This window comes from Desulfovibrio piger, from assembly GCF_012843875.1.
Classification (GTDB): domain Bacteria; phylum Desulfobacterota; class Desulfovibrionia; order Desulfovibrionales; family Desulfovibrionaceae; genus Desulfovibrio.
The window spans coordinates 1-22848 of record NZ_JABAFY010000038.1; the positions used below are offsets into that span (position 1 = coordinate 1).

A 22848-nucleotide genomic window follows, 5' to 3' on the forward strand; every position below is an offset into this window, starting at 1 on the left:
TCCATGATTCAAATAGCCATGGCAAGCATACTGTTGAAACGTTTCATTATTGATAAATGAGTTTCCAAACACGCTCTCAAGGGCAACTACCTGCGCAAGGTGCATCTGCAGCCCGTGCCGCAGTGGGTGCAGGGCGTGTTCTACTACAACGGCTCCCTGTTCATGACCGCTGACGACGGCACCGCCGACGACAACGAGCCCGACCACCTGTACCGCATCGACATCACCTCGGACAGCAACGCCCATGTGTACATGGAAAAGGTCTTCGACGAAGCCATCAAGCAGGGCGAGATCGAAGGTCTGTGCGTGGATCCCTCCACCGGCGACCTGCTGGTGCACATGAACCGTGGCGCCCGCATCGTGCTGGGCATGGGCAAGGGCTTCTACCCCGGCTACACCGAGGAAGTCCACGAGATCTACCGCTACAGCATGGAAGCCAAGCAGCCCCCGCGCCGCTAGGCATCGTGTCCTACCTGCCTTTCCGGGCCGCCTTCGGGCGGCCCTTTTTCGTACCCGCCTCCCTTGACGCCGCCTGCCCTGCCCGCTATGCCCATGCCTCAAGCTTTCCGCAGGAGACAGGCATGGACCTTCGCAAAATACTGCTCATTTCCCTGGGGCACCTCAGCTGCGACCTCAACGGCGGCGCGCTGCCCTCGCTGATGCCCTATCTGGCCGCGGCCCACGGCTTCAACTATCAGGCCGCAGGCGCCCTGATGTTCGCCTATTCGGCCACCTCTTCCCTGGTGCAACCCGTATTCGGCTATCTGGCCGACAAACACGCCCGTTCCTGGTTCGTGCCGCTGGCCGTGCTGCTGGCGGGCGGCAGCCTGGGCCTGGTGGGTTTTCTGGACAGTTACTGGGCCATCTTCCTCACCCTCATGCTCTGCGGCGTGGGCGGCGCCCTGTTCCATCCCGAAGGGGCCCGCTATGCCAATCTTGTCTCCGGCAACCGCAAGGGCGCGGGCATGAGCATCTTTTCCGTGGGCGGCAACAGCGGCTTCGTGGTGGGGCCGCTGCTGGTGGCCGGGGCCACCTTCGTGGCGGGCCTGCACGGCACGGCCGTGTTCCTGCTGCTGGCCCTGTGCACGGCCTCGTTCCTCTTTTTCCAGATGCGCGGCTGGCAGCGCCAGATCCCCCAGAGCAATGCCGCCGCAGGACAGGCCGAACCGCGCAACGACTGGCATGCCTTCGGCGTGCTGACCCTGGTCATCGCCTCGCGCTCCATCCTTTTCCTGGGCTTCAATACCTACATCCCCATGTACTGGCATGACGTCTTCGGCCAGAGCAAGGAATTCGGCGCCATGATGCTGGCCTTCTTCTGCGTCTGCGGCGTCAGCAGCAACGTGCTGGGCGGCTTCCTGGCCGACAGGATCGGCTATGCCCGCATCATCCGCCTTTCGTGGTGGCTGGCCCTGCCCGCGGCCCTGGCCTTCGCCTGGGTGGACAGCATGTGGCTGGCGGCCCTGCTGCTGGCCCCGCTGGCCGTGGGCCTGTTCGCGCCCTTCAGCTCCATGGTGGTGCTGGGCCAGAAGCTGCTGGCCCGCAACATGGGCTTCGCCTCGGGCGTGACCCTGGGCCTGCCCATGACCCTGGGCGGCATGGCCATGCCCCTGCTGGGCTGGATCGCGGACAATTTCGGCGGGCTGGGCACGGCCATGGCCTGCCTGGTGCCCGTGGCGGCCCTGGGGGCGCTGGCCTCCCTGCGCCTGCGGGACGACGCCGCCGGGGAGCGTGCGTGATGCCGGTCGCCGGTCTTGCAAGCCCCGTGGGGCCGCTCTGGCTCACGGAAGAGGGCGGGCATCTGGTGGCCTTGGACAGGACATGCCCGTCCCCGGCCCACTGCCCGCCCGAGGCCATTTCCCTGCCGGGACAGCCCGTGGCGAGCCCCCTGCTGCACGAGGCCCGGGAACAGCTGGCGGCCTATTTCGCAGGCCGCCTGCGCCGCTTCGACCTGCCGCTGGCCCCGCAGGGGACGCCCTTCCAGCTGCGCGTCTGGCGGGCCCTGCAGGACATCCCCTACGGACGGACCTGCTCCTACGCCGAACTGGCCGCGGCCGTGGGCAGCCCGCGTGCCTGCCGTGCCGTGGGCCAGGCCAACGGCCGCAACCCGCTGATGATCGTCATCCCCTGCCACAGGGTCATCGCCGCCGGTGGCGGCCTGGGCGGCTACAGCGGCGGTCTGGAGGTCAAACGCTTCCTGCTGCGTCTGGAGGCGGGGCTGCCCCTGCCGGCAGACCGCTGACGCCCCCTGCTCCCTCCCCGGCGGTTGCCTCCTGGCGCGAGTACAGGTATTATGGATAAGTTCGTATCTTTACTGTCGTTTTTGATACAGAACTGCAAAATAACAGTAAAAGTATGACATATTTTGTCATAATACCCTGCCCTTCAGCCCTAGAGTGCGGACCATGAACACGATCCATACCATCTGTATCGTCGATGACGACGAGGAAATCCGCTCCTTGCTTTCCGACTATCTGCGTCGCAACGGCTTTTCCACCTGCACGGCGGGGAACGCGGCGGAGTTCCTCGAGATCCAGCGCCGCGTGCCCTGCAGCCTGATCGTCATGGACATCATGCTTCCCGGCATGAACGGGCTGGAGCTGTTCCGTACCCTGCGCGCCGAATCCACGGTGCCCGTCATCTTCCTCACCGCGCTGGGCGACATCACCGACCGCATCGTGGGCCTGGAGCTGGGTGCCGATGACTACCTGAGCAAGCCTTTCGAGCCCCGCGAGCTGCTGGCCCGCATCCGTACCGTGCTGCGCCGCACCGAAGGCAGCGCCCGCCGCGACCAGCCCGAGACCACGCCCCTGCAGTTCGCAGGCTGGCTGCTGGACCGCAGCGCCCGCCATCTGGTGGCGCCCGACGGGGTGGTGGTCTCCCTGAGCGGCACGGAATACCGCCTGCTGGAGATCTTTTTGCAGAACCCCCAGCGGGTGCTCAGCCGCGACGAGCTGCTGGAACGCACCCAGGGCCGCAACGCCGTGCCCTATGACCGCAGCATCGACGTGCAGATCAGCCGCTTGCGCACCCGCCTGCGCGACAACGGACGCGAGCCCCAGCTCATCAAGACCGTCCGCGGCGACGGCTATGTGCTGGCCACGGACGTGCGCCCGCAGTTCGTGCGCCCGGCCCTGCCCGTGGATGCCCCCATCATGCCCGGAAAGTAGCATGCGCGCCTTCCTTGCCCGTCTGCTGCGCAGACTGACCTCCACCACGCTTTCCGCACAGCTGGCGGGCATGCTCATCGGCGGCATCCTCTGCCTGCATGGCGTGGCCACGTTCACGGTCCAGCTGGTGGAAGAACGGCAGACGGCCCGCTCCGCCCTGCTGGAACAGGCCAACAGCCTGGCCCTCTCCCTCCAGCTCCTGCATTCCGAGCCGTTCGAATACAAGCGCTCCCTGCTGGAACGGCTGGAGCGGCTGGACGTGGTCCACCTGAGCCTGAGCGATGCCCCCAATCCGGCCCGCCAGGCCCAGGACGAACGCGCCCTGTACCTGCGCGACCGCCTGCGCAAGAACCTGAACAGCATCGAGACCGATCTGGACACCCGCGAGATGCTGACCGAGGTCCAGCGCGTGCATGTGGCCGACAGCATGAACCCCACCCTGCGCCGCCATGTGCCCTGGACGCATGTGTACGAAAGCCGGGTGAGCGTGCGCCTGGACGACGGCAAGTGGCTGTGCGTGGTCATCAGCAGCGATGCCTATGATTTCTCCCCCAGCCAGGCCTCCCTGACCATGCTCCTGCTGGAAGCGGGCCTGCTGATCCTGCTCATCCTGGTGGTGGTGCATCGCGTGGTGCGGCCCTTGCGAGTGCTCTCCGGCAAGGCCGAGAGTTTCGGCCGCAACCTCTACACCGCCCCCCTGCCCGAAGACGGGCCCACCGAAGTGCGCGAGGCCGCCCGGGCCTTCAACAAGATGCAGGAGCGCATCCGCGCCGGTGTGGGTCAGCACGAACGCATCCTGGCCGCCGTGGCCCACGACCTGCGCACCCCCCTGACCCGCATCCGCCTGCGCGTGGAGAGCATGGACCCCGCCTCCCCCCTGCGGGCCAAGCTGCTGGGAGACATCGACATCCTGGGCGGCATCATGGCCAACAGCGCAGAGCTCACCCGCGGCAGCGCCCGCGACGAGGCCGCCGTGCGCATGGACATGAACGCCCTGCTGGACAGCCTGGTCTCCGACCGGCAGGACATGGGACAGGACGTCAGCCTCGAAGGCAGTTGTGCCCGCCCTTGGACGGTGCGCCCCAACAGCTTCCGCCGCTGCCTCTCCAATCTGCTGGACAACGCCCTGCGCTATTCCGGCAGTGTCCGCATCCAGCTCCGGGAAAAAGACGATATCCTGCAGGTCGACGTGCTGGACGACGGCCCGGGCATCCCCCCCGACATGCTGGAACAGGTCTTCGAGCCCTTCTTCCGCCTGGACGAGGCACGCAGCCCCCACACCGGCGGCAGCGGCCTGGGTCTGAGCATCGCCCGCAGCATGGCCTGCCGCAACGGCGGGGAACTGAGCCTGCACAACCGGCCGGAAGGCGGCCTGTGCGCCCGCTTGTGCCTGTACCGGTCGGCCATGGAGACGGAAACACTGTAACGAGCTCCGCCCCGCAGGGATGACGGGGAGAGCGCCATGCGGCCACAGCCGGGGCTCTCTTCAGGGAGTCTTCGGTCTCCGTTTTCCCGGTGTCTTGCGTCAGGCCGCTTTCCCCCGCCGCTCCCGGGATGCCCTGCGGCCCCACGCCTCCTGCCGCCCGTAACGATGCCTCTGATCCTCCTTTTCCCCACAGGGATGGCCGCACGGCCCGCAGCCGCCCTTTTCTCTCCACTGTGCCGCAGGAAGCAAAGGCTTTGCACCCGGCAGGCATTGCGGTATGCTTTTCTGCCGTCCGGCCCGTCACGCCGGTGCACAAGGAGAAGCCATGAAGAACTTTTTGACCCTGCAATCCGTGGAGACCGTGCTGGGGCATCTGCGCGCCCTGCCCGTCCTGCCCGCGGAGACCGTCCCCCTGACGGATGCCCTGGGCCGCCGCCTGGCGGAAGCCCTGCACGCCCCTGCCGACCTGCCCGGTTTCGACCGTTCCACCGTGGACGGATTCGCCGTGCGCGCCCGTGATGTCTTCGGCGCGCAGGAAGGTTCCCCCGCCCTGCTGGAATGCGTGGGCGACTGCCCCATGGGCGCCGTGCCGGACATCAGCCTCCAGCCCGGCCAGTGCGCGCGCATCCTCACGGGCGGCATGCTGCCCGAGGGCGCGGATTGCGTGGTCATGGTGGAATATTCCCGCCCGGCCGGCGGCAACATGGTGGAGCTCACCCGCACCCAGGCCCCCGGTGACCATGTGGTCATGCGTGACGAGGACGCCGCCGCCGGTGACTGCATCATCCCCGCGGGCCGCAAGCTGCGCCCGCAGGAGATCGGTCTGCTGGCCTCCTTCGGACAGAAGGACGTGACCGTACGCCGTGCGCCCCGGGTGGCCATCATCTCCACCGGTGACGAGGTGGTGCCCATCGGGAGCGAGCCCCGCCCCGGCCAGGTGCGGGACGTCAACTCTTACAGCCTTGCCGCCCTTTGCCGCAGTGCCGGTGCCGAGCCGACGCTGGCCGGTCTGGTACGTGACGACGCCGAGGCTCTGCGCCGCACGGTGCTGGCCGCGCTGGACGAGGCCGATGTGGTGGTGGTCTCCGGCGGTTCCTCCGCCGGTATGCGCGACCATACCGTGGACGTCTTCACCTCCGTGCCCGGCAGCGAACTGCTGACCCACGGCGTGGCCATCAGCCCCGGAAAGCCCTTCATCCTGGCCCGCAGCGGCGGCAAATGCCTCATGGGCCTGCCCGGCCATGTGAGCAGCGCCCTGGTCTGCGCCCGCGCCTTCCTCGTGCTCCTGCTGGAACACCTGCAGGGCAGCGCCGGGGACGAGCTCGTCCCCTCCCTCACCGCCCGCCTGACCCGCGCCGTGGCTTCGGCCCAGGGCCGCCGCGACTACATCCGCGTCAAACTGGTGCCCGCCGGCGCCGCGGCCCTCGAGGCCGCCTGGCTGCCCCAGGGCCTGGACTGCTCCGATGTGGACTGGCTGGCCCAGCCGCTCATGAAGCCTTCCGGCGTGGTCTCCGGCCTGGTGGAGGCCGACGGCCTCGTCATCTGCGCCGAGAACCGCGAAGGCCTCACCGCCGGGGAACGCGTGCGCGTGGAGCTGCTGGCGTAGATCCAGATCTTTTCGGGGGAAGGAACCCCCTTTTACTAGCGCAAAAAGGGGGTTCCTTCCCCCGTGCCCCCATCTTCCCCCCAATGCGCTTTATAAAAGGGACTGACCGCCTGTCGTTTTTGAAATGACGGCCCCGTTCCAAGGCAGGAACGGGAAAAGATGTCATGCCGACACCGGAGAGGATGTAATACCTTCCGGTCATGCGGCGGGAAGCCCTTCCGGCCTCCATTCGAGATATTGGGAGATATTTATGAAACGCGAACGTCATACCTATCTGACTTTGCAGACCGTGGAGGCCGCCCGCCAGGGCTGGCTGGACCGCATCAGCGCCGAGGGCCGCGAGCTGGCCACGGAGCGCGTGCCCCTGTCGGCGGCCCTGCACCGCGTGCTGGCCGAGCCCGTGGCCGCGCGCCGCTCTTCCCCGGCCTTCCACGGCGCGGCCATGGACGGCATCGCCGTCAACGCCGAATCCACCTTCACCGCTTCCACCCGGCGGCCCCTGCGCCTGACCATCGGCACCGACGCGTTCTGGATCAATACCGGCCATCCCCTGCCCGCAGGCACCAATGCCGTGGTCATGGTGGAGAACGTCAACACCGAGCCCGACGGGCAGCATGTGGTCATCGAAAAGGCCGCCTTCCCCTGGCAGCATGTGCGCAAGCTGGGCGAGGACATGGTGGCGTCCGAGATCATCCTGCCGCCCGGCGTCTGCATCGGCCCCTACGAGCTGGGGGCGCTGGCCGCGGGCGGCGTGCTGGAACCGCTGGTGTTCAAAAAGCCCCGCGTGGGCATCATCCCCAGCGGCACCGAGATCGTGCCCCTCACCGAGGCCCGCGAAGAAGACCTGTGCGCGGGCCGCTGCCTGCCGGAGTTCAACTCCTACATCTTCTCGGCCATCGTGCAGGAGGCCGGAGGCGAGGCCTTCACCCTGCCCATCGTGCCTGACGATCCCGAGGCCATCAGCGCGGCCATCGACGCGGCCATCGACCAGGGCGCGGATCTGGTGCTGCTCAACGCCGGCTCCTCGGCGGGCAGCCACGACTATTCCGCCGACGTCATCGCCCACAAGGGCGAGCTGCTGACCCACGGTGTGGCCGTCATGCCCGGCAAGCCCACGGCCCTCGGCATGGTGCGCGGCGTGCCCATCATCGGCTCGCCGGGCTATCCCGTCTCGGCCATCGTGGCCCTGGAAGAGTTCGTCCAGCCCCTGCTGGCCCTGCTCCAGAAGCGCTGCCTGGCCCACCGCGAAACGGTCACGGCCCTGCCCGTCAATCCGCTGCCCTCCCGCCCCGGCATGGAAGAACGCATCCGCGTCAAGCTGGGCCGGGTGGACGACACCTTCTTTGCCGTGCCCCTGCCGCGCGGCGCGGGCACCGTCACCAGCCTGAGCCGGGCCGACGGCATCATCAGCGTGGCCCGCGACTGCGAAGGCATCAGCCGTGACGAGCCCGTGCAGGTGCAGCTGCTGCGCCCCCGCCAGCAGGTGGAAGGCACCCTGCTGGCCATCGGCAGCCACGACAACACCCTGGACCTCATCGACAGCTTCCTGCGCCGCGAGCATCCGCGCTTCCGTCTGGCCTCGGCCCATGTGGGCTCGCTGGGCGGCCTCATGGCCCTCAAGCGCCACCAGTGCCATCTGGCGGGCAGCCATCTGCTCAATGATGCCGACGGCGTCTACAACCGCCAGGCCCTGCGCGACAACCTCCAGGGCGAGCCCATGCTGCTGGTGCGCCTTGTGGACCGCGAACAGGGCCTCATCGTGGCCCCCGGCAACCCGCTGGGCATCCATGACATCGCCGACCTTGCGCGCGAGGACGTGCGCTTCATCAACCGCCAGCGCGGCAGCGGCACCCGCGTGCTGCTGGACTACCGCCTGAAGCAGCTGGGCATCCGCCCGCAGCAGCTGGCCGGGTATGAGGACGAGGAATACACGCATATGAACGTGGCCGCCGCCGTGCTTTCCGGCCGCGCCCATACCGGTCTGGCCGTGCGCGCCGCCGCCTGCGCCCTGGGCCTGGACTTCGTGCCCGTGGGCGTGGAGGAATACGACCTGGTCATCCCGCAGCGCTATGCCGAGGACGAACGCATCCTCGCCCTGCTGGATGTCATCCGCTCCGAGGCCTTCCGCAAGGAAGTGGCCGCCCTGGGCGGCTACGGCGTGGAAAAGACCGGTCAGGTCATCTGGGAATACGACGGCCGCTAGGCCGGGATAGTGTTGGGAGCTCTTCGGGGGAGGGGGCTATGGCCACAGCCGGAACAAGCGCCTTTCCCCGTTGCTTCCTTCCTCATGACGCTCATTGGAAAAAAAGCGCGAGGAAAAGTCCGTACGACACTGGCCGATGGCGCCGCAGTCCGTCCCCTCGGTGACGCAGAGGCCTTACGGCAAGCGGTAGGCTCCTGAGGGGCTCACCGTAAAAATATATCCCGCAGGAGGCCCATGGATGCTGACCTTGCTGGCCCTGTACGGCGGGCTGTTCCTCACCGCGCTGGTGGCGGCCACCCTGCTGCCCGCGCAGTCGGAGCTGCTGCTGGGCACCCTGCTGGTGCAGAGCGGGGAACCGGCCTGGGCCCTCATCACCGTGGCCACCCTGGGCAACAGCGCGGGCTCGGCCGTCAACTGGTGGCTGGGCCGTTATCTCACCCGCTTTCAGGATCGCCTCTGGTTCCCCTTCTCGCCGGAGTCCCTGCGCAAGGCCGAGGGTTGGTACCACCGTTACGGCCGCTGGACCCTGCTGTGCAGCTGGATGCCCGTCATCGGCGATCCCCTGACCCTGGTGGCCGGTACCTTGCGCGAGCCCCTGCCCTCCTTCCTGCTTCTGGTGGTGCTGGCCAAACTGGGCCGCTATCTGGCGGTGGCCAGCGTGGCCCTGGCGCTTTGGTGATAGATGAAAAAAGGACGCCCGAAGGCGTCCTTTTTTACATCCCAGCATATTTTTCTATGAGGCGATAGGCCGTACAGGAAAAATATAGACTTTGCGCTTTTCCCCTGTAGCATCCTCCTGCACGGACGGATAGGGCTCTTTTACCAGCTTCACTACCCCACAATAGGTATATACCTTGCGCTGATGTACTTCAAAAAGATGTACAGTGACGCCATTGCTGTTGGATTCGGCCAATGTTTTATTTTGCGCAAACGTCAAGCTCTGGTCGCCTTTTTGCCCCATCCCAGTATACAAAAGCGTATCCCCATCCCAGTCATCGCTATAGGTTGATACCACGCGATTCGAAACCAGCACGAGCGTATTTGTACGTTTTGAGCGACGCATTCCCCCTTGGGAAGAACATCCAAAAATTTCACAGAGAGTATCGTTATTGATTTCCATACCGATGGTTAAGTCATCAATCGTCATTGCTTCTCCTTCATCTTAGAACGTCATCCCAAGATGTCCCTTATAAGCGGTTTTTGAAGGGGGTGGGGGAGTTTGAGGGGGCGGGGGGAACTTTTTTCCGCCAGGAAAAGTTCCCCCCCCCCCCTCGATATCTTCACCGGCCAGTATCCGGTGACGAGCTTTGTTCCAACGGCTATTTCAGCGCGGCGTCGCCGTCCAGCACCAGCACATGGGCGTGGAGGCCGGCCTTGCGGGCCGCCGCGGCGCGGGCCTCGGCCTCAGCGCGGCAGCGGGGGCAGGCATGGCGGGGGATGAGCAGGCACAGGGAGCGGGCCACGCGCTCGGAGCTGGTCTCGAAGCAGCCCAGGCCGGAGCAGTCCGGACACAGGCGCCAGCTTTCGCGCTGGCTCTCGCGCAGCATGTCCGTATCGTAGAAGACATGCTTGCGCCGCGTCCACCAGCCGTTCTCTTCCTCGCCTTCCTGCGGCACGGACGGCGGGTTGTGGTACAGCTCCAGCAGGCCGTCGCAAAGGCGGGCGATGTAGTCGCTGATCTTCTGTTTCTGGCGGGTGCTCTCGGGCCGCCACTGGGGCTCGCGGATGTCGCCCGCGTCCAGGCCGGCCAGCGCCAGACAGATGCCCAGGTTCACATAGGGCAGGGCGCCGCGGATGGCGTAGCCGCCTTCCAGCACGGCGATGTCCGGGTTAAGGGCGCGGTTGAGGGCCGCGTAGCCCTGGGCCGAGAGCTTCATGTTGGCCAGCGGGTCCGTGAAGTGGTTGTCCTGCCCGGCGGAGTTGATGACCAGATCGGGCTTGAAGTCCGCCAGCATGGGCAGCACGGCGTGCTCGATGGCGTAAAGGTAGCCCTCGTCCGAGGTCTCGGGCGGTAGGGGGATGTTGATGGTGCGGCCCAGCGCGCCCGGCCCGCCGCATTCCTGCGGGAAGCCCGTGCCCGGATAGAGGGTGCGGCCGTCCTGATGCAGGGAGATGAACAGGGTGTTCGGGTCGTTCCAGAAGATGTCCTGGCTGCCGTCGCCGTGGTGCACGTCCGTATCCACGATGGCGATACGCAGGGGCCGCCCCGTGGGATGCGGATAGTGGTCGCGGATGTACTCCACCATCACGGCTTCGTTGTTGATATTGCAGAAACCGCGGTTGCCGTGGGTCACGCGCATGGCGTGGTGTCCCGGAGGACGCACCAGGGCAAAGGCCTTGTCTTCCTTCTTCTCCATGACCAGACGGGCGGCCGTGATGGCCCCACCCGCCGAGGCCCGGTGCGAATCGGTGACCACGGCGCCGGTGGAGGGCAGACAGAAGTGCACGCGCTCCACCTGGGCGTTGGTGGCGAGCTCCGGACGGTATTCGGTGATGCCGGGGATGTCGAACAGGCCTTCTTCCGCCAGCTGATCGCGGGTATAGAGCAGGCGCTCCTCACGCTCGGGATGGGTGGCGGAGATGGCCCAGTCGAAGGCGGGGAAGAAGACCACGCCCAGCCGGTTACGGGCTCTCAGGGGATCAGTCATCGTCGTCCAGCATGTTTTCGGCAAAGATGTCGGCGCTGTAGCGCGCATAGGAGATCATCTTGCCCAGGCGGCCCAGAGCCATGGCATAGGCAAGGTTGGTCTCGGCCACGGCCGCGAAGAGCAGGCCGTTGTCGTCTTCCACCACGAAGACGCCGCCGGGCTTCTGCTCATGACGGAAGACCACGCAATGCAGCAGCCCGGGATCGCCCAGGCGGGAAACGAATTCGCAGCCGGGCAGAGGGCTCTCGTCCAGCACGGCCTGCTCCAGGGCGGCATCGGTACGGGGCAGGAAGCGCAGGCGGCCTTCCTCGGCGGTGACGGTATACAGTTCGCTCATGGCAATATCCTTACGTCTTATTCCAGCCCGCTGCCGCGCTGCTTCAGATGCCGCTCCACGGCGGAGAGGCATTGCAGCACCACGTCCTCGGGCTGTTGCGATGCGTCGATGATGGCGATGCGGTCGGGCTCTTCCGCCGCGATGGTCAGATAGCCCTGGCGCACGCGCTCGTGAAAATTGAGGCTCTCGCTGTCGAAACGGCCTTCGGAGAGCACCGTGCCCTCGCGCCGGTTGCGCAGGCCCGCGCGCTCCAGCCCCACGGACACGGGCAGGTCGCAGAGCAGGGTCAGATCCGGTTGCAGGCCGCCGGTGGCCAGATCGTTGGCCCGGCGCAGGCGGTCGGGATCTCGGCCGCGGCCGTAGCCCTGATAGGCCAAGGTGGAGTCGGTATAGCGGTCGCAGATGACGATCTGTCCGGCTTCCACCGCCGGACGGATGATCTCGGCCACATGCTGGGCCCGGTCGGCCAGGAAGAGATAGAGCTCGGCCCGGTTGCACAGGCCGGAATTGCGGGCGTCCAGCAGGATGGGACGCAGGGCGCGCCCCAGACCGCAGCCGCCCGGTTCGCGCGTCAGCAGCACGTCGTGGCCGCGCTTTTCCAGTTCCAGGGCCAGCAGCTGCTGGGCCGTGGTCTTGCCCGAACCTTCTATGCCTTCGAATGTGATGAACATGGCAGCCTCACAGCAGGGAGAGCATCCCGTCCTCCCCGGAAGACTTCCGGGAAGCGCGGGGCTTCTTTTCGACTTTTTCTTCCACCGGCGTCTGCGCGCAGCGGTGCATGGCCCGGCCCAGGGTGGCCTGATAGGGCGTCCAGCTCTCGCCTTCGCCCAGCTGGGCGAACAGGCCCCGGCACTGGGCCATCTTGGCGTCGATGTTGTCCGCATAATGCAGCACGAGGGCCTCGGCGGTCTGCGGCACGCGCACGGCCCCGAATTCCAGCGTACCGTGGTGGCTCAGGACCAGATGCTTGAGATGGCGCTGCAACTCGGGCTCCAGGCCCGATTTTTCCAGATAGGGAGCCAGCATCTCCACGCAGATCTCCAGATGCCCCAGCAGGCGGCCCTCGTCGGTATAATCGTTGGCGATGCCGCCGGAAAATTCGCGGATCTTGCCGAAGTCGTGGAACAGGGCCCCGGCCAGCAGGGTCTGGCGGTCCAGCTCGGGGTACTGGTCGGCCAGACGGCGACAGAGCTTGAAAACGCTCAGGGTATGCTCCAGCAGGCCGCCCGCATAGGCATGGTGCACGCCCTTGGCCGCCGGGCAGGTGCGGAAGGCCTCGCGCAGCTCCTCGTTCTTGAACACGCCGTCCACCAGCTTGCGCCAGGGTTTGTAGCGGAACTCCTCGCGGATCAGGGCCATGAGCTCGTCCATCATGGCATCCAGCGGGTAGGGGCTGGCGGGCATGAAGTCGGCCAGGTCAAGGGCCGCGCCTTCTTCCGGCGAAAGCAGGCGGCCTTCCTCCACCGTGAACTGGAGCTGGTCGCGGAAGGTGCTCACCCGGCCGTGGGCATAGAAGAAGCTGCCCGTATGCAGGGCGGGGAAAGAGGCGCTCAGGGGCGACCAGATCTTGGCCTCCACGCTGCCGCTGGCGTCGGCCAGCACGAGCCGCCAGTACGGCCCGTTGCGCGAGCTGCCCTGTGCGGCCAGGGTGATGACGAAGACGCCTTCCGCTTCGTTGGGGGCCGCCATGTCTTTGACGAAGATGCCTTTTTGCATATATCCTGACTCTGCGGCCAAAGGCCGCCTGTCTTGTATGTTCTGAGGTCCCGGGGTATCCCCGCAGGCCCGCGGGGGCCTGTTTATCCATAAAGATTCCCTTGTTTCAGAGGTATTGTCAAATGCGTGTCCTCCTGACCAACGACGACGGCATCCGGGCCGAGGGCCTGCGTGCCATGTACCGGGCCCTGCGCGAAGCCGGGCATACCGTGCATGTGGTGGCCCCCATGCATGAACAGTCCGGCGTGGGCCATTCCCTGACCTTTTTCGATCCCCTGCGCGCCCACAAGATCGAGGAACCCGACTTCGAAGGTCTGGGCCTGTACGGCACCCCCACGGACTGCGTGAAGCTGGCCCTGGGCAACCTGCTGAAAAAGCGGCCCGACATGGTCATCTCGGGCATCAACGCGGGCAGCAACGTGGGCCCGGACATCCTCTATTCCGGTACCGTGGGCGCCGCCACCGAAGCCGCCCATGAAGACCTGCCCAGCATGGCGCTCTCCTGCGATGCCGGCGGCGGCCACCCGGACATGGATGCCATCGCCCGCCACGCCGTGGAGCTGGCCACGCGCATCGACTGGAAAAAGGTGGCCCACCGCCGCGTCATCAACGTCAACTATCCCCGCGGCCCGCTGTCCGAGGCCAAGGGCCTGCGCATCTGCCCGCAGACCAGCGCCGTGTGGAAGAACGCCTACGCCGAACGCAAGGACCCGCGCGGCGAGCCCTATTGGTGGCTGGAAGGCGAGATCCCGCCGCACACCATCAACGCCGGTTCGGACAAGGACCTGCTCAATCGCGGCTATATCACCGTGACGCCCCTGCGTTTCGAGTTCACGGACCACGAAAGCCTGCGCAGTCTGGAGGACATGCTGCTTTCCTAGACAGCATACGGCCCCTGCGGGTGCCGATTTTATGAATTTTTCCACGACCGCCCCAAAGTCATTCCCCTTTGGGGCTTTTTTTTATATAATGAATCGCTTCGTTGCGGCTGCCCCACAACAGTCCTTCCGGCATGCATCCCTGCCGGATCAGACGGCGGCCGCCGATACATCAGACAGGCCGGCCGGACAGGCTTTTTCTGTCCGCCTTCCCATTTTATCCCACACTCGCGCATGGTGCGCGCAGTGTCGTATCGCACCTGGTGCAGGAGGAATCCATGCCGCTTATCGGGCCTAAGGAAATGTTCGCCGCCGCCTATGCGGGCCGGTATGCTGTGGGCGCGTTCAACGTCAACAACATGGAAATCGTGCAGGGCATCATGCAGGCCGCCTCGGAGGAAAAATCCCCCGTGATCCTTCAGGTCTCTTCGGGCGCGCGCAGCTATGCCGGGCAGAAATACCTCATGAAGCTGGTGGAAGCCGCCCTGGCCGAGGATCCTTCCGTGCCCGTGGTGGTGCATCTGGACCACGGTTCCAGCTTCGAGCTGTGCCGCGACTGTATCGACGGCGGTTTCACCTCCGTGATGATCGACGGCTCGCACCTGCCCTATGAAGAAAACATCGCCCTGACCAAGCAGGTGGTGGAATACGCCCACCCGCGCGGCATCTGGGTGGAAGCCGAACTGGGCAAGCTGGCCGGTGTGGAAGAGCATGTGAGCAATGCCGACCATGTGTACACCGACCCCGACCAGGCCGTGGACTTCGTGGAGCGCACGGGCTGCGACTCCCTGGCCGTGGCCATCGGCACCAGCCACGGTGCCTACAAGTTCAAGGGCGAAGCCAAGCTGGACTTCGAACGCCTGGAAGAGATCGGCAAGCGCCTGCCCGGCTATCCGCTGGTGCTGCACGGCGCCTCCAGCGTGCCCCAGGAATTCGTGGAAGCCTGCAACAAGTTCGGCGGCCAGGTGGGCGGCGCCCGCGGCGTGCCGGAAGACATGCTGCGCAAGGCTGCCGGCATGGGCGTATGCAAGATCAATGTGGATACCGACATCCGTCTGGCCGTGACCGCCTCCATCCGCCAGTATCTGGTGGAACATCCCGAAGCCTTCGACCCCCGCGCGTACCTGAAACCCGCGCGACAGGCCGTCAAGGATATGGTCGCCCACAAGATCCGCAACGTCATGGGATCTTCCGGCAAGGCCTAAACCAGTATCTCACGCCGCCTCCACCGGGGAGGCGGCGTTTTCCATCTCTCTCGCGTGAAGGAGCGCAACATGTCCGTATCTTTGGGGATGAACGGCTTTGGCCGCATCGGTCGTTATCTGCTGCGTCTGCTGGCTGACTCGGAAGACATCCGCATCACCGCCATCAACGCCCGCGCCGACAATGCTTCGCTGGCCCACCTTTTCAAATACGACTCGGTGTACGGTATTTTCCCCGGCACCGTCGATCATGACGACAACGGCATCATCATCAACGGCCGTCATATCGAAGTCACCCGCTGCAAGACCGGCGAATGGGAATGGGCCCGCCTTGGCATCGACATCGCCGTGGAGACCACCGGTACCCTGAAAAAGCGCGAGGACGCCGCCCAGCACCTGCAGTGCGGCGCCAAGAAGGTCGTGGTCTCGGCCCCCTGCAAGGAAGCCGACGCCACCATCGTCATGGGCGTCAATGACGACATCTACGATGCCGCCGCCCATACCGTGCTTTCCGCTGCCTCCTGTACCACCAACTGTCTGGCTCCCGTGGCCAAGGTCCTCAACGATGCCTTCGGCATCCGCCACGGCCTGATGACCACCATCCACTCCTACACCATGAGCCAGCGTATCCTGGACGGTTCCCACAAGGACCTGCGCCGTGCCCGCGCCGCCTGCGTGTCCATGATCCCCACCTCCACCGGCGCGGCCAAGGCCCTGGCCCTGGTGGTGCCCGCCCTCAAGGGCAAGCTGGACGGCATGGCCGTGCGCGTGCCCACCCCCGACATCTCCCTGGTGGACCTGACCTGCGAGCTGGAAAAGCCCGCCACCGCCGAAGAGATCAATGCCGCCCTCAAGGCCGCCCATGACGGCGCCCTGCACGACAATATGGGCTACTGCGACGAGCCCCTGGTCTCCATCGACTTCAAGGGCAGCACCCACGGCGGCGTCGTGGACGCCCTGTCCACCCAGGTCATGGACGGCACCATGGCCAAGCTCATCATCTGGTACGACAACGAATCCGGCTTCACCAACCAGCTGGCCCGCCTGCTGCGCAAGGTGGCTGCCAGCCTGTAAGGCTGCCGTACGGTAACGAAGACGACAAGGACGGCCCGCGAGGGCCGTCCTTTTTTCATGCCTGATGGTCTGGAGGGAAAAGCAGTGTGTTACGAACGGGACCGCCCGTCCTGCCAGTAACGCCGGCAAAGATAGTCCAGCAGGCGGGCGTAGTCCGGCTGCGCCGTCAACGGTTGCAGCAACTCTTCGGGTGCAAGGAAGAGCACAGGCTCCCGGACAAGTGCGTTCCATGCCCCGGCAAGATCCCCCTGCCGTCCTGCGATGACCGCACAGCCTGAACGAAGGGCCGTATTGCCGTGCGGGATGACCACGATATGCGTGAACGACGTGGCCTGTCCGTTACGGGACGGGTCCTGCGTCATCTTCCAGCCCAGCAGGGTCTGGCGCATGAGCTGGTAATACGGCTCGGTCAAAAGCTCTTCAAAAAACGTGGAACCCACGTCACTGTTGCAAAAGGTGAAGGGACTGCCGTCACGGGTAAAGAAACTCCTGTAGCGCCAGAGGCGATTATCCCCCCTGCTGCCGGGCTTCTTCTCGCGCTTGGAAGGATAACTTTCCGTATATTTCCATTCGATGAGGAACAGCCGGATGTTCCCCTGGGCGTCCCGTCCTTTCATGACCGCATCCACAGATGTGGCATTGGCCCCCCGGGTCAACGATCTGCCCCGCTGCTCCTCATTGAGGTAGCTTCCGCCCCCTGTGACCTCAAATTCCACGAACATGTCACATGCATGGATGCCCACGGGCAAGGCTTCCACCATGTCCGGACGCAGCCCTTGCAGCAGCAAGGTGGCCGCCTTCCCGTCACGACTCAAGGGGAAAAGATGGTTGAGACAGGCCACCTGCGAAGAAAGCACATGGCCGGTGGGCAGACTGCACACATGACCGGCGACCACCCTTTCCCCGCCGGAACGCCAGAAACGCAGTCTTCCGTCCGCTCCCGGCAAATGGCCGTTGAAATAGAGCAGCACCTCGTCCCGTATCGGGGCAAAAAGATTTTTTTCAGGTGCCTGCAGGACGAATGGCTGTGCCTGTCCGTTGAACTTCCCGCCACCGGGATCTCCTTCGAACAGATGGGCAAGCTGCCGCAGGTGCTGTTCTTTCTGGGCTTTCCAGTATGTCATGATGTTCCCTCCCACTCTAAAAAATATAGGCGGGAGTTCCCCGTCTCGCAAGGGAGCTCCCGCCGTCGCGGCTGTCAGGCCGGGCAGCCGCAGGGCCGCCGGAGCTGTCCCTTGCCCGTGTTGGCATATGTGTTGGAAGGGCAGACAAGAAACGCGCCCCGGCGGCAGGATCGAGAGTGCCCTGCGGACGTTCCACCTGATGGAATACAGAAAAATACTTTGGCAAAGAGGGGAGGGCCCCACAAAGAAAAAGGGGCCTCCCGGTGAGGCCCCTTTCCAGATGGCGACGCGGCGGTCTCGTCCCGCAGCGTTAGTTGTGGTTGTAGAAGTTGATGAGGCAGCCGTCCAGAATAATCTGGCGTTCGTCGACGGTCAGGTCGCCCAGGCGCAGTTCCACGGCCTCCACGGCCCCGGCAGCGCTCACCAGCCAGCCGGTGATGCCGGCGGCATCCTGTTCCACGGCGGTACGGATGCCGGGCAGGACGAAGCAGTCGCCCACGCTGAGCTTCTGCGCCAGAGCGGCATCGGCCAGCAGGGGCAGCATGCCCCAGTTGATGAGGTTGGAACGGTAGCGCTTGGTGGCGTATTCGGCGGCCACGTTGGCCCAGCCGCCCAGCACCTTCTGGCAGGAAGCGGCCTGCTCGCGGGCGGAGCCGTCACCGGGTTTGAGGGCGAAGATGGTGGAACCGATGCCGGTGTCCTTCAGACCGGCGCCCAGCACCGCGGCATAGACCTCAGGCTGCGCGGCCTTGAGGGGGGCCAGCATGCCTTCCAGCTTCGCCAGCAGGGCGGCATCGGCAGGATCGGCCAGACGGGCCTTTTCCATGGCCTGCACGTCCTTGGCGCGGCCCACATAGGCGGGGTCCTTGCGCGACAGGGTGAACTCGGAAAGCTTGAGCGGGTTGGAGCGCAGGGACGAGGTCTCGCCCGAGGGGATGAGCTCGTCGGTGGTGGTCACGGGGTCGGTGATGACCGAAGCCAGCGGCAGCACCAGGTTTTCCGGCAGGGGGCTCATGGACGGCCAGTCGGCGATGTTGGGACCGCGCTTGAGTTCCGCGGCGGCATCGGCCTTGCCGAAACCGTTGTAGACGCGGCGCTGGTAGATGCCCGCATCGAAAGTGTAGGTAGTGTCCACGGCCAGCTTGTCCCAATCCAGTTCCGTGGCCGGGGTCAGGCGGCCGCCGTTGGCGGCGGTGGCGGCGATGGAGCGGGCGTCCATGAGGGCCACGGCAGAGATCTGGCCGTTGCCGGGCTTGGAGCCTTCGCGGTTGGGGAAGTTGCGGGTGGAGTGGCGGATGGACAGGGCGCCGTGGGCAGGCGTGTCGCCCGCGCCGAAGCAGGGACCGCAGAAGGCGTTCTTGATGACCGCACCGGCGGCCATGAGCTTGGCAGCGGCGCCGTTGCGCACCAGGGCGATGGCCTGGGGTTCGCTGGCGGGATAGACGGAAAGCGAGAACTCGCCGCAGCCGGTGCTCCGGCCGTCCAGGATGGAGGCGGCCATACAGCAGTTCTCGAACGAACCGCCCGCGCAACCGGCGATGATGCCCTGGTCCACCCAGACGCCGCCGTCATGGATCTTGTCGCGCAGCTTCAGGCCTTCACCGGCCTTGCCGAACTGCTTGCGGGCCTCTTCTTCCACGGCGGCGAACAGCTCGTCGGCATGGCGCACCACTTCGGCCACGGGATAGGCGTTGCTGGGATGGAAGGGCAGGGCCATCATGGGCTCGATGGCGGACAGGTCCACGCGGATGCAGCGGTCGAAGCAGGCGGGCTTGTCGTGACGCAGCTCGGTGTAATCGTCGGCGCGGCCGTGCATGGCCAGGTAATCGCGCACCTTGTCGTCCGTGGTCCAGATGGAGGACAGGCAGGTGGTCTCGGTGGTCATGACGTCGATACCGCAGCGGTATTCCACGGAAAGGCCCGCCACGCCGGGGCCGGCGAATTCCATGACCCGGTTCTTGACGAAGCCGTTCTTGAACACGGCGCCGATGAGGGCGATGGCGATGTCCTGCGGGCCCACGCCGGGACGGGGAGCGTTCTCCAGCCAGACCAGCACCACTTCGGGACGGGCCACGTCGTAGGTCTTGCCCAGCAGCTGCTTGACCAGCTCGGGGCCGCCTTCGCCCACGGCCATGGTGCCCAGGGCGCCGTAGCGGGTGTGGCTGTCGGAGCCCAGGATCATCTTGCCGCAACCGGCCATCATTTCACGGGCGTACTGGTGGATGACCGCCAGATGGGGCGGCACGAAGATGCCGCCGTACTTGCGGGCGGCGGTCAGGCCGAAGAGGTGGTCGTCCTCATTGATGGTGCCGCCCACGGCGCACAGGCTGTTGTGGCAGTTGGTGAGCGCGTAGGGCATGGGGAAGCGTTCCAGGCCGCTGGCGCGGGCCGTCTGGATGATGCCCACATAGGTGATGTCGTGCGAGGCCAGGGCGTCAAAACGCAGGCGCAGGGTGGGGTCGTCCCCGGCAGCCGTGTTGTGGGCGGCCAGGATGTTCCAGGCCAGGGTATTTTGACGGGCAGCGGCGCAGTCGATGCCGCGCGCCGCGGCTTCTTCCTGTTCCATCAGGGTGTTGCCCTGCACAATGACCGGTTTGTCGCTCAGTTGGATCATCTTGCTTCCTGCGTAGTCTGTGCTGTGCCGTGATGGCGATAAAAGGCAGGCCCGGCCTTTCCCCGTCCACGGCGACGGGGCGATGCGCAAGCATCCGGCGGGCGTGAAATTTTGCACCAGATACTATGCCACAGGCCAAAATGCTTTGGCAATGCCCGGAAGGGGCGCGCGTTTTTTGGGGGGGGAAGCCCCCCCTTTACTGGCGCGAAAAGGGGCCCTTCCCCAAAAGCCCTCCATCCTCCCCCGAACGCACTCTATCTTGAAGGGTGCCAAGCGGCACCACTCCTATGATTTTTCTGTGCTGAAGGTCCCCAACGGGCCCCACCAGCAAAAAAAGTTCTCTTGAGCTCCAGTGGGCGCATGGGGCCAGACGCAAAAAGGACGCCGTGAGGCGTCCTTTTTCATATATTAGGGAAGGAAGAGCGGCTCTATTCCACGGTCACGCTCTTGGCCAGGTTGCGGGGCTGGTCCACGTCCTTGCCCAGATAATCGGCCATCTCGTAGCTGAACAGCTGCATGGCGGGCAGGGCCATGAAACCGGCCAGGGGAGCGGGCAAGGCGGGAATCTCCCAGACATCGTCCACGGCCAGATCCATGCCCGGATTGGTCAGGGCGATGACCTTGCCCTGACGGGCCTGCACTTCCACGATGTTGGATTTCACCTTGGGGAAGAGGGCGTCGTCCAGAGCCAGGGCAAAGGTGGGGAAGGCCGGATCGATGAGGGCGATGGGACCGTGCTTCATCTCGCCGGCGGCATAACCTTCGGCATGGATGTAGGAAAGCTCCTTGAGCTTGAGCGCCCCTTCCAGGGCCAGCGGGTAGCAGTGGCCGCGGCCCAGATAGAAGAAGTTGCGGGCCTGGGCATAGGCACGGGCCAGCTGGCGGGCCTTCTCGTGCATGGCGGGCAGGGCGGCATCCAGCTGGGAGGGCAGGGATTCCAGCAGGGCGATCTGGCGGGCGCGGGCCGCCGCGTCCATGATGCCCTGACGGCCGCCCCAGTACAGGGCCACCAGCGCCAGCATCAGCATCTGGCTGCACATGGCCTTGGTGGAGGCCACGCTGATCTCGGGCCCGGCCTGGGTGTAGATGACGGCCGAGGACTCGCGGGCGATGGACGAACCCACCACGTTGCACAGGCCCAGCACCGGCACGCCGTGTTCGCGGGCGATGCGCAGGGCGGCCAGGGTATCGGCGGTCTCGCCGCTCTGGCTGATGACCAGCACCATGTCGTCCTTGTCCAGGGGCAGGCTCTCGCGGTAGCGGAACTCGGAAGCGATCTCCAGCTGCACCGGCACCTTGGCCCAGGGCTCGATAAGATGCCGCGCCCAAAGGCCGGAATGGTAGGACGTGCCGCAGGCCACGATATGCAGACGGCGCGGTACGGGCAGGGCGTCCAGCTCGGGCAGGAGCACGGTGTCACGGGCGGCGTTGAGGCGGCCGCTCAGGCCATCCACGATGACCTGGGGCTGCTCGAAGATCTCCTTGAGCATGAAGTGGCGGTAGCCGCCCTTCTGGGCCGCCTGCATGTCCCACTGGATGGTCTGGGGCTCATGCTCCACGGGAGAAAGGTCGGCCAGGCTCAGGATCTCATACTCGGAATTGGTGGCGTGCACGATCTCGCCGTCTTCCAGAAAGACCACCGTGCGCGTGTAGGGCAAAAAGGCCGGGATGTCCGAAGCCACGAAGTGCTCGCCCGTGCCGATGCCGAAGATGAGCGGGGCGGACATGCGCGCGGCCCAGATCTCACCGGGATATTCCCGGCTCATGAGACAGACGGCATAGGCGCCGTGGGCCCGGCGCAGGGCCGCGGCAAAAGCCTTGAGCAGGTCGGCTTCCTGCTTGTGGCAGTCGGCGATGAGGTTGACCAGCACTTCCGTGTCGGTCTCGGAATGGAAGACATAGCCCTTCTGCAGCAGCTCTTCCTTCAGTTCCTGATAGTTCTCGATGATGCCGTTATGCACGATGGCCAGGCGGCCGTCGTTGGAAGCATGGGGATGGGCATTGCGCTCGGCGGGCACGCCGTGCGTGGCCCAGCGGGTATGGCCCATGGCGCAGGTGGCCATGGAAACAGGCTCCTTGGCCAGCTTTTCCTCAAGGGCGGAAAGCTTGCCCTGGGCACGGGTGATGCACAGCTCGCCGCGCTGCACGCAGGCAACGCCCGCGGAATCATAGCCGCGGTATTCAAGACGCCGCAGGCCTTCGATGACCACAGGCACCGCCGGACGGTGCCCGGCATATCCGATAATGCCACACATGGTGACCTCCTATGCGATAAGGGATGGCGGAGAGGGGAGCTTTTTTGAGGGGGGAAGGGAACCTTTTCCTGGCGGAAAAAAGGTTCCCTTCCCCCCTCAAACTCCCCCCATCCTTCCAAAAACCGCTCATATGCTGTTTTGCCCCACAGGGCAATCCCTGCTCCGGGACGTACGGCGCCCGAAAAAATCAGGGAAAAATGCCGCAGGGAACGGCTATTTTGTCAGTAAAGTCCCGGCCCGGCAAGTGCCCCTCAGGAGGGGCCCCCGGGAGGGCGGAGACCCGCCCCTTGCATCCCCGGAAAAAGCGTGCTTTTCCCATCCATATGGCCGCCTGGAGACATCTGGTCTGCCTTTCTGTTCCCGCAAGCTAAAAGCAAACCGTCCGCGAGTAGTTATGGTCCCGTGACTTCGGGTCATGCCCGGCAATGTCATACAATAAAAAAGAGGCTGCCCTTGCGGGCAGCCTTTAATAAGCGGGTTTTGGGGGAGGAGGGGTTCCTCCCCCAGCCTTTATCTTTCCTAGATAGTGTCGTCAAATTCAAAAGTATGTTATAATCTCTTCACTTACAATGAGGAGAGACCATATGGCGGCACA

General features: G+C 65.3%; 19 protein-coding genes. 11 read left to right on the forward strand and 8 right to left on the reverse strand.

Annotation, left to right across the window (positions count from 1 at the left end; genetic code table 11):
- Nucleotides 1-99 precede the first annotated feature (99 nt).
- From HF854_RS09410 to HF854_RS09445, 8 genes are all read left to right on the forward strand, one after another.
- Nucleotides 100-459 (forward strand): hypothetical protein, encoded by a 360-nt coding sequence (locus tag HF854_RS09410; protein ID WP_240937710.1) that lies wholly within the window; start codon nucleotides 100-102, stop codon nucleotides 457-459.
- Between the two features lie 122 nt (nucleotides 460-581).
- Nucleotides 582-1739, forward strand: a complete 1158-nt coding sequence (locus tag HF854_RS09415) for an MFS transporter (RefSeq protein WP_168936051.1) — start codon at nucleotides 582-584, stop codon at nucleotides 1737-1739.
- Nucleotides 1739-2242 carry a methylated-DNA--[protein]-cysteine S-methyltransferase gene (locus HF854_RS09420; RefSeq protein ID WP_168936066.1) on the forward strand — a complete coding sequence of 168 codons (504 nt, stop codon included), beginning with the start codon at nucleotides 1739-1741 and terminating at the stop codon, nucleotides 2240-2242. The genes HF854_RS09415 and HF854_RS09420 overlap by 1 nt, the downstream gene beginning before the upstream one ends.
- A gap of 163 nt (nucleotides 2243-2405) precedes the next feature.
- Nucleotides 2406-3170, forward strand: coding sequence for a response regulator transcription factor (locus HF854_RS09425; RefSeq protein ID WP_204625775.1), 765 nt, complete (start codon nucleotides 2406-2408; stop codon nucleotides 3168-3170).
- Nucleotide 3171: 1 nt separating this feature from the next.
- Complete coding sequence (locus tag HF854_RS09430; RefSeq protein ID WP_168936053.1) at nucleotides 3172-4596, forward strand: ATP-binding protein; 1425 nt, start codon at nucleotides 3172-3174, stop codon at nucleotides 4594-4596.
- 325 nt (nucleotides 4597-4921) lie between these two features.
- Nucleotides 4922-6202, forward strand: coding sequence for a molybdopterin molybdotransferase MoeA (locus HF854_RS09435; RefSeq protein WP_168936054.1), 1281 nt, complete (start codon nucleotides 4922-4924; stop codon nucleotides 6200-6202).
- 250 nt (nucleotides 6203-6452) lie between these two features.
- Nucleotides 6453-8405, forward strand: a complete 1953-nt coding sequence (locus HF854_RS09440) for a molybdopterin biosynthesis protein (protein WP_168936055.1) — start codon at nucleotides 6453-6455, stop codon at nucleotides 8403-8405.
- A gap of 238 nt (nucleotides 8406-8643) precedes the next feature.
- Entirely contained in the window at nucleotides 8644-9084 is a 441-nt protein-coding gene (locus HF854_RS09445) for a YqaA family protein (RefSeq protein WP_205906088.1), read from the forward strand.
- Between the two features lie 54 nt (nucleotides 9085-9138).
- On the opposite strand, the gene HF854_RS09450 is transcribed toward HF854_RS09445, so the two are convergent.
- The 5 genes from HF854_RS09450 to HF854_RS09470 form a co-directional block, all read right to left on the reverse strand.
- A complete protein-coding gene (locus HF854_RS09450) occupies nucleotides 9139-9552 on the reverse strand; it encodes an SRA domain-containing endonuclease (protein WP_168936056.1) in 414 nt (137 codons plus the stop codon).
- Between the two features lie 172 nt (nucleotides 9553-9724).
- Nucleotides 9725-11053, reverse strand: coding sequence for a histone deacetylase family protein (locus tag HF854_RS09455; protein ID WP_168936057.1), 1329 nt, complete (start codon nucleotides 11051-11053; stop codon nucleotides 9725-9727).
- On the reverse strand, nucleotides 11046-11390 hold the full coding sequence (locus tag HF854_RS09460; protein ID WP_006006835.1) for a hypothetical protein: 345 nt from the start codon (nucleotides 11388-11390) through the stop codon (nucleotides 11046-11048). The genes HF854_RS09455 and HF854_RS09460 overlap by 8 nt, the downstream gene beginning before the upstream one ends.
- A gap of 17 nt (nucleotides 11391-11407) precedes the next feature.
- Nucleotides 11408-12061, reverse strand: coding sequence for a dTMP kinase (gene tmk / locus HF854_RS09465; RefSeq protein ID WP_168936058.1), 654 nt, complete (start codon nucleotides 12059-12061; stop codon nucleotides 11408-11410).
- A gap of 7 nt (nucleotides 12062-12068) precedes the next feature.
- Nucleotides 12069-13106 carry a 3'-5' exoribonuclease YhaM family protein gene (locus HF854_RS09470; RefSeq protein ID WP_168936059.1) on the reverse strand — a complete coding sequence of 346 codons (1038 nt, stop codon included), beginning with the start codon at nucleotides 13104-13106 and terminating at the stop codon, nucleotides 12069-12071.
- Nucleotides 13107-13228: 122 nt separating this feature from the next.
- Here HF854_RS09470 and surE point away from each other — a divergent pair, with 122 nt between their 5' ends.
- From surE to gap, 3 genes are all read left to right on the forward strand, one after another.
- Nucleotides 13229-13987, forward strand: a complete 759-nt coding sequence (surE, locus tag HF854_RS09475) for a 5'/3'-nucleotidase SurE (RefSeq protein WP_168936060.1) — start codon at nucleotides 13229-13231, stop codon at nucleotides 13985-13987.
- A 275-nt stretch (nucleotides 13988-14262) separates the two neighbouring features.
- Complete coding sequence (fba, locus tag HF854_RS09480; RefSeq protein WP_168936061.1) at nucleotides 14263-15189, forward strand: class II fructose-1,6-bisphosphate aldolase; 927 nt, start codon at nucleotides 14263-14265, stop codon at nucleotides 15187-15189.
- A 69-nt stretch (nucleotides 15190-15258) separates the two neighbouring features.
- Nucleotides 15259-16260: a type I glyceraldehyde-3-phosphate dehydrogenase gene (gap, locus tag HF854_RS09485; protein WP_168936062.1), complete on the forward strand. Its 1002-nt coding sequence runs from the start codon at nucleotides 15259-15261 to the stop codon at nucleotides 16258-16260.
- A gap of 89 nt (nucleotides 16261-16349) precedes the next feature.
- Here the strand turns inward: gap and HF854_RS09490 are convergent, their stop codons facing one another.
- From HF854_RS09490 to glmS, 3 genes are all read right to left on the reverse strand, one after another.
- Nucleotides 16350-17384, reverse strand: coding sequence for a PGN_0703 family putative restriction endonuclease (locus tag HF854_RS09490; RefSeq protein WP_168936063.1), 1035 nt, complete (start codon nucleotides 17382-17384; stop codon nucleotides 16350-16352).
- 310 nt (nucleotides 17385-17694) lie between these two features.
- Entirely contained in the window at nucleotides 17695-19998 is a 2304-nt protein-coding gene (locus HF854_RS09495) for a hydratase (protein ID WP_168936064.1), read from the reverse strand.
- 428 nt (nucleotides 19999-20426) lie between these two features.
- On the reverse strand, nucleotides 20427-22253 hold the full coding sequence (gene glmS / locus HF854_RS09500; protein ID WP_168936065.1) for a glutamine--fructose-6-phosphate transaminase (isomerizing): 1827 nt from the start codon (nucleotides 22251-22253) through the stop codon (nucleotides 20427-20429).
- Between the last annotated feature and the right edge of the window lie 595 nt (nucleotides 22254-22848).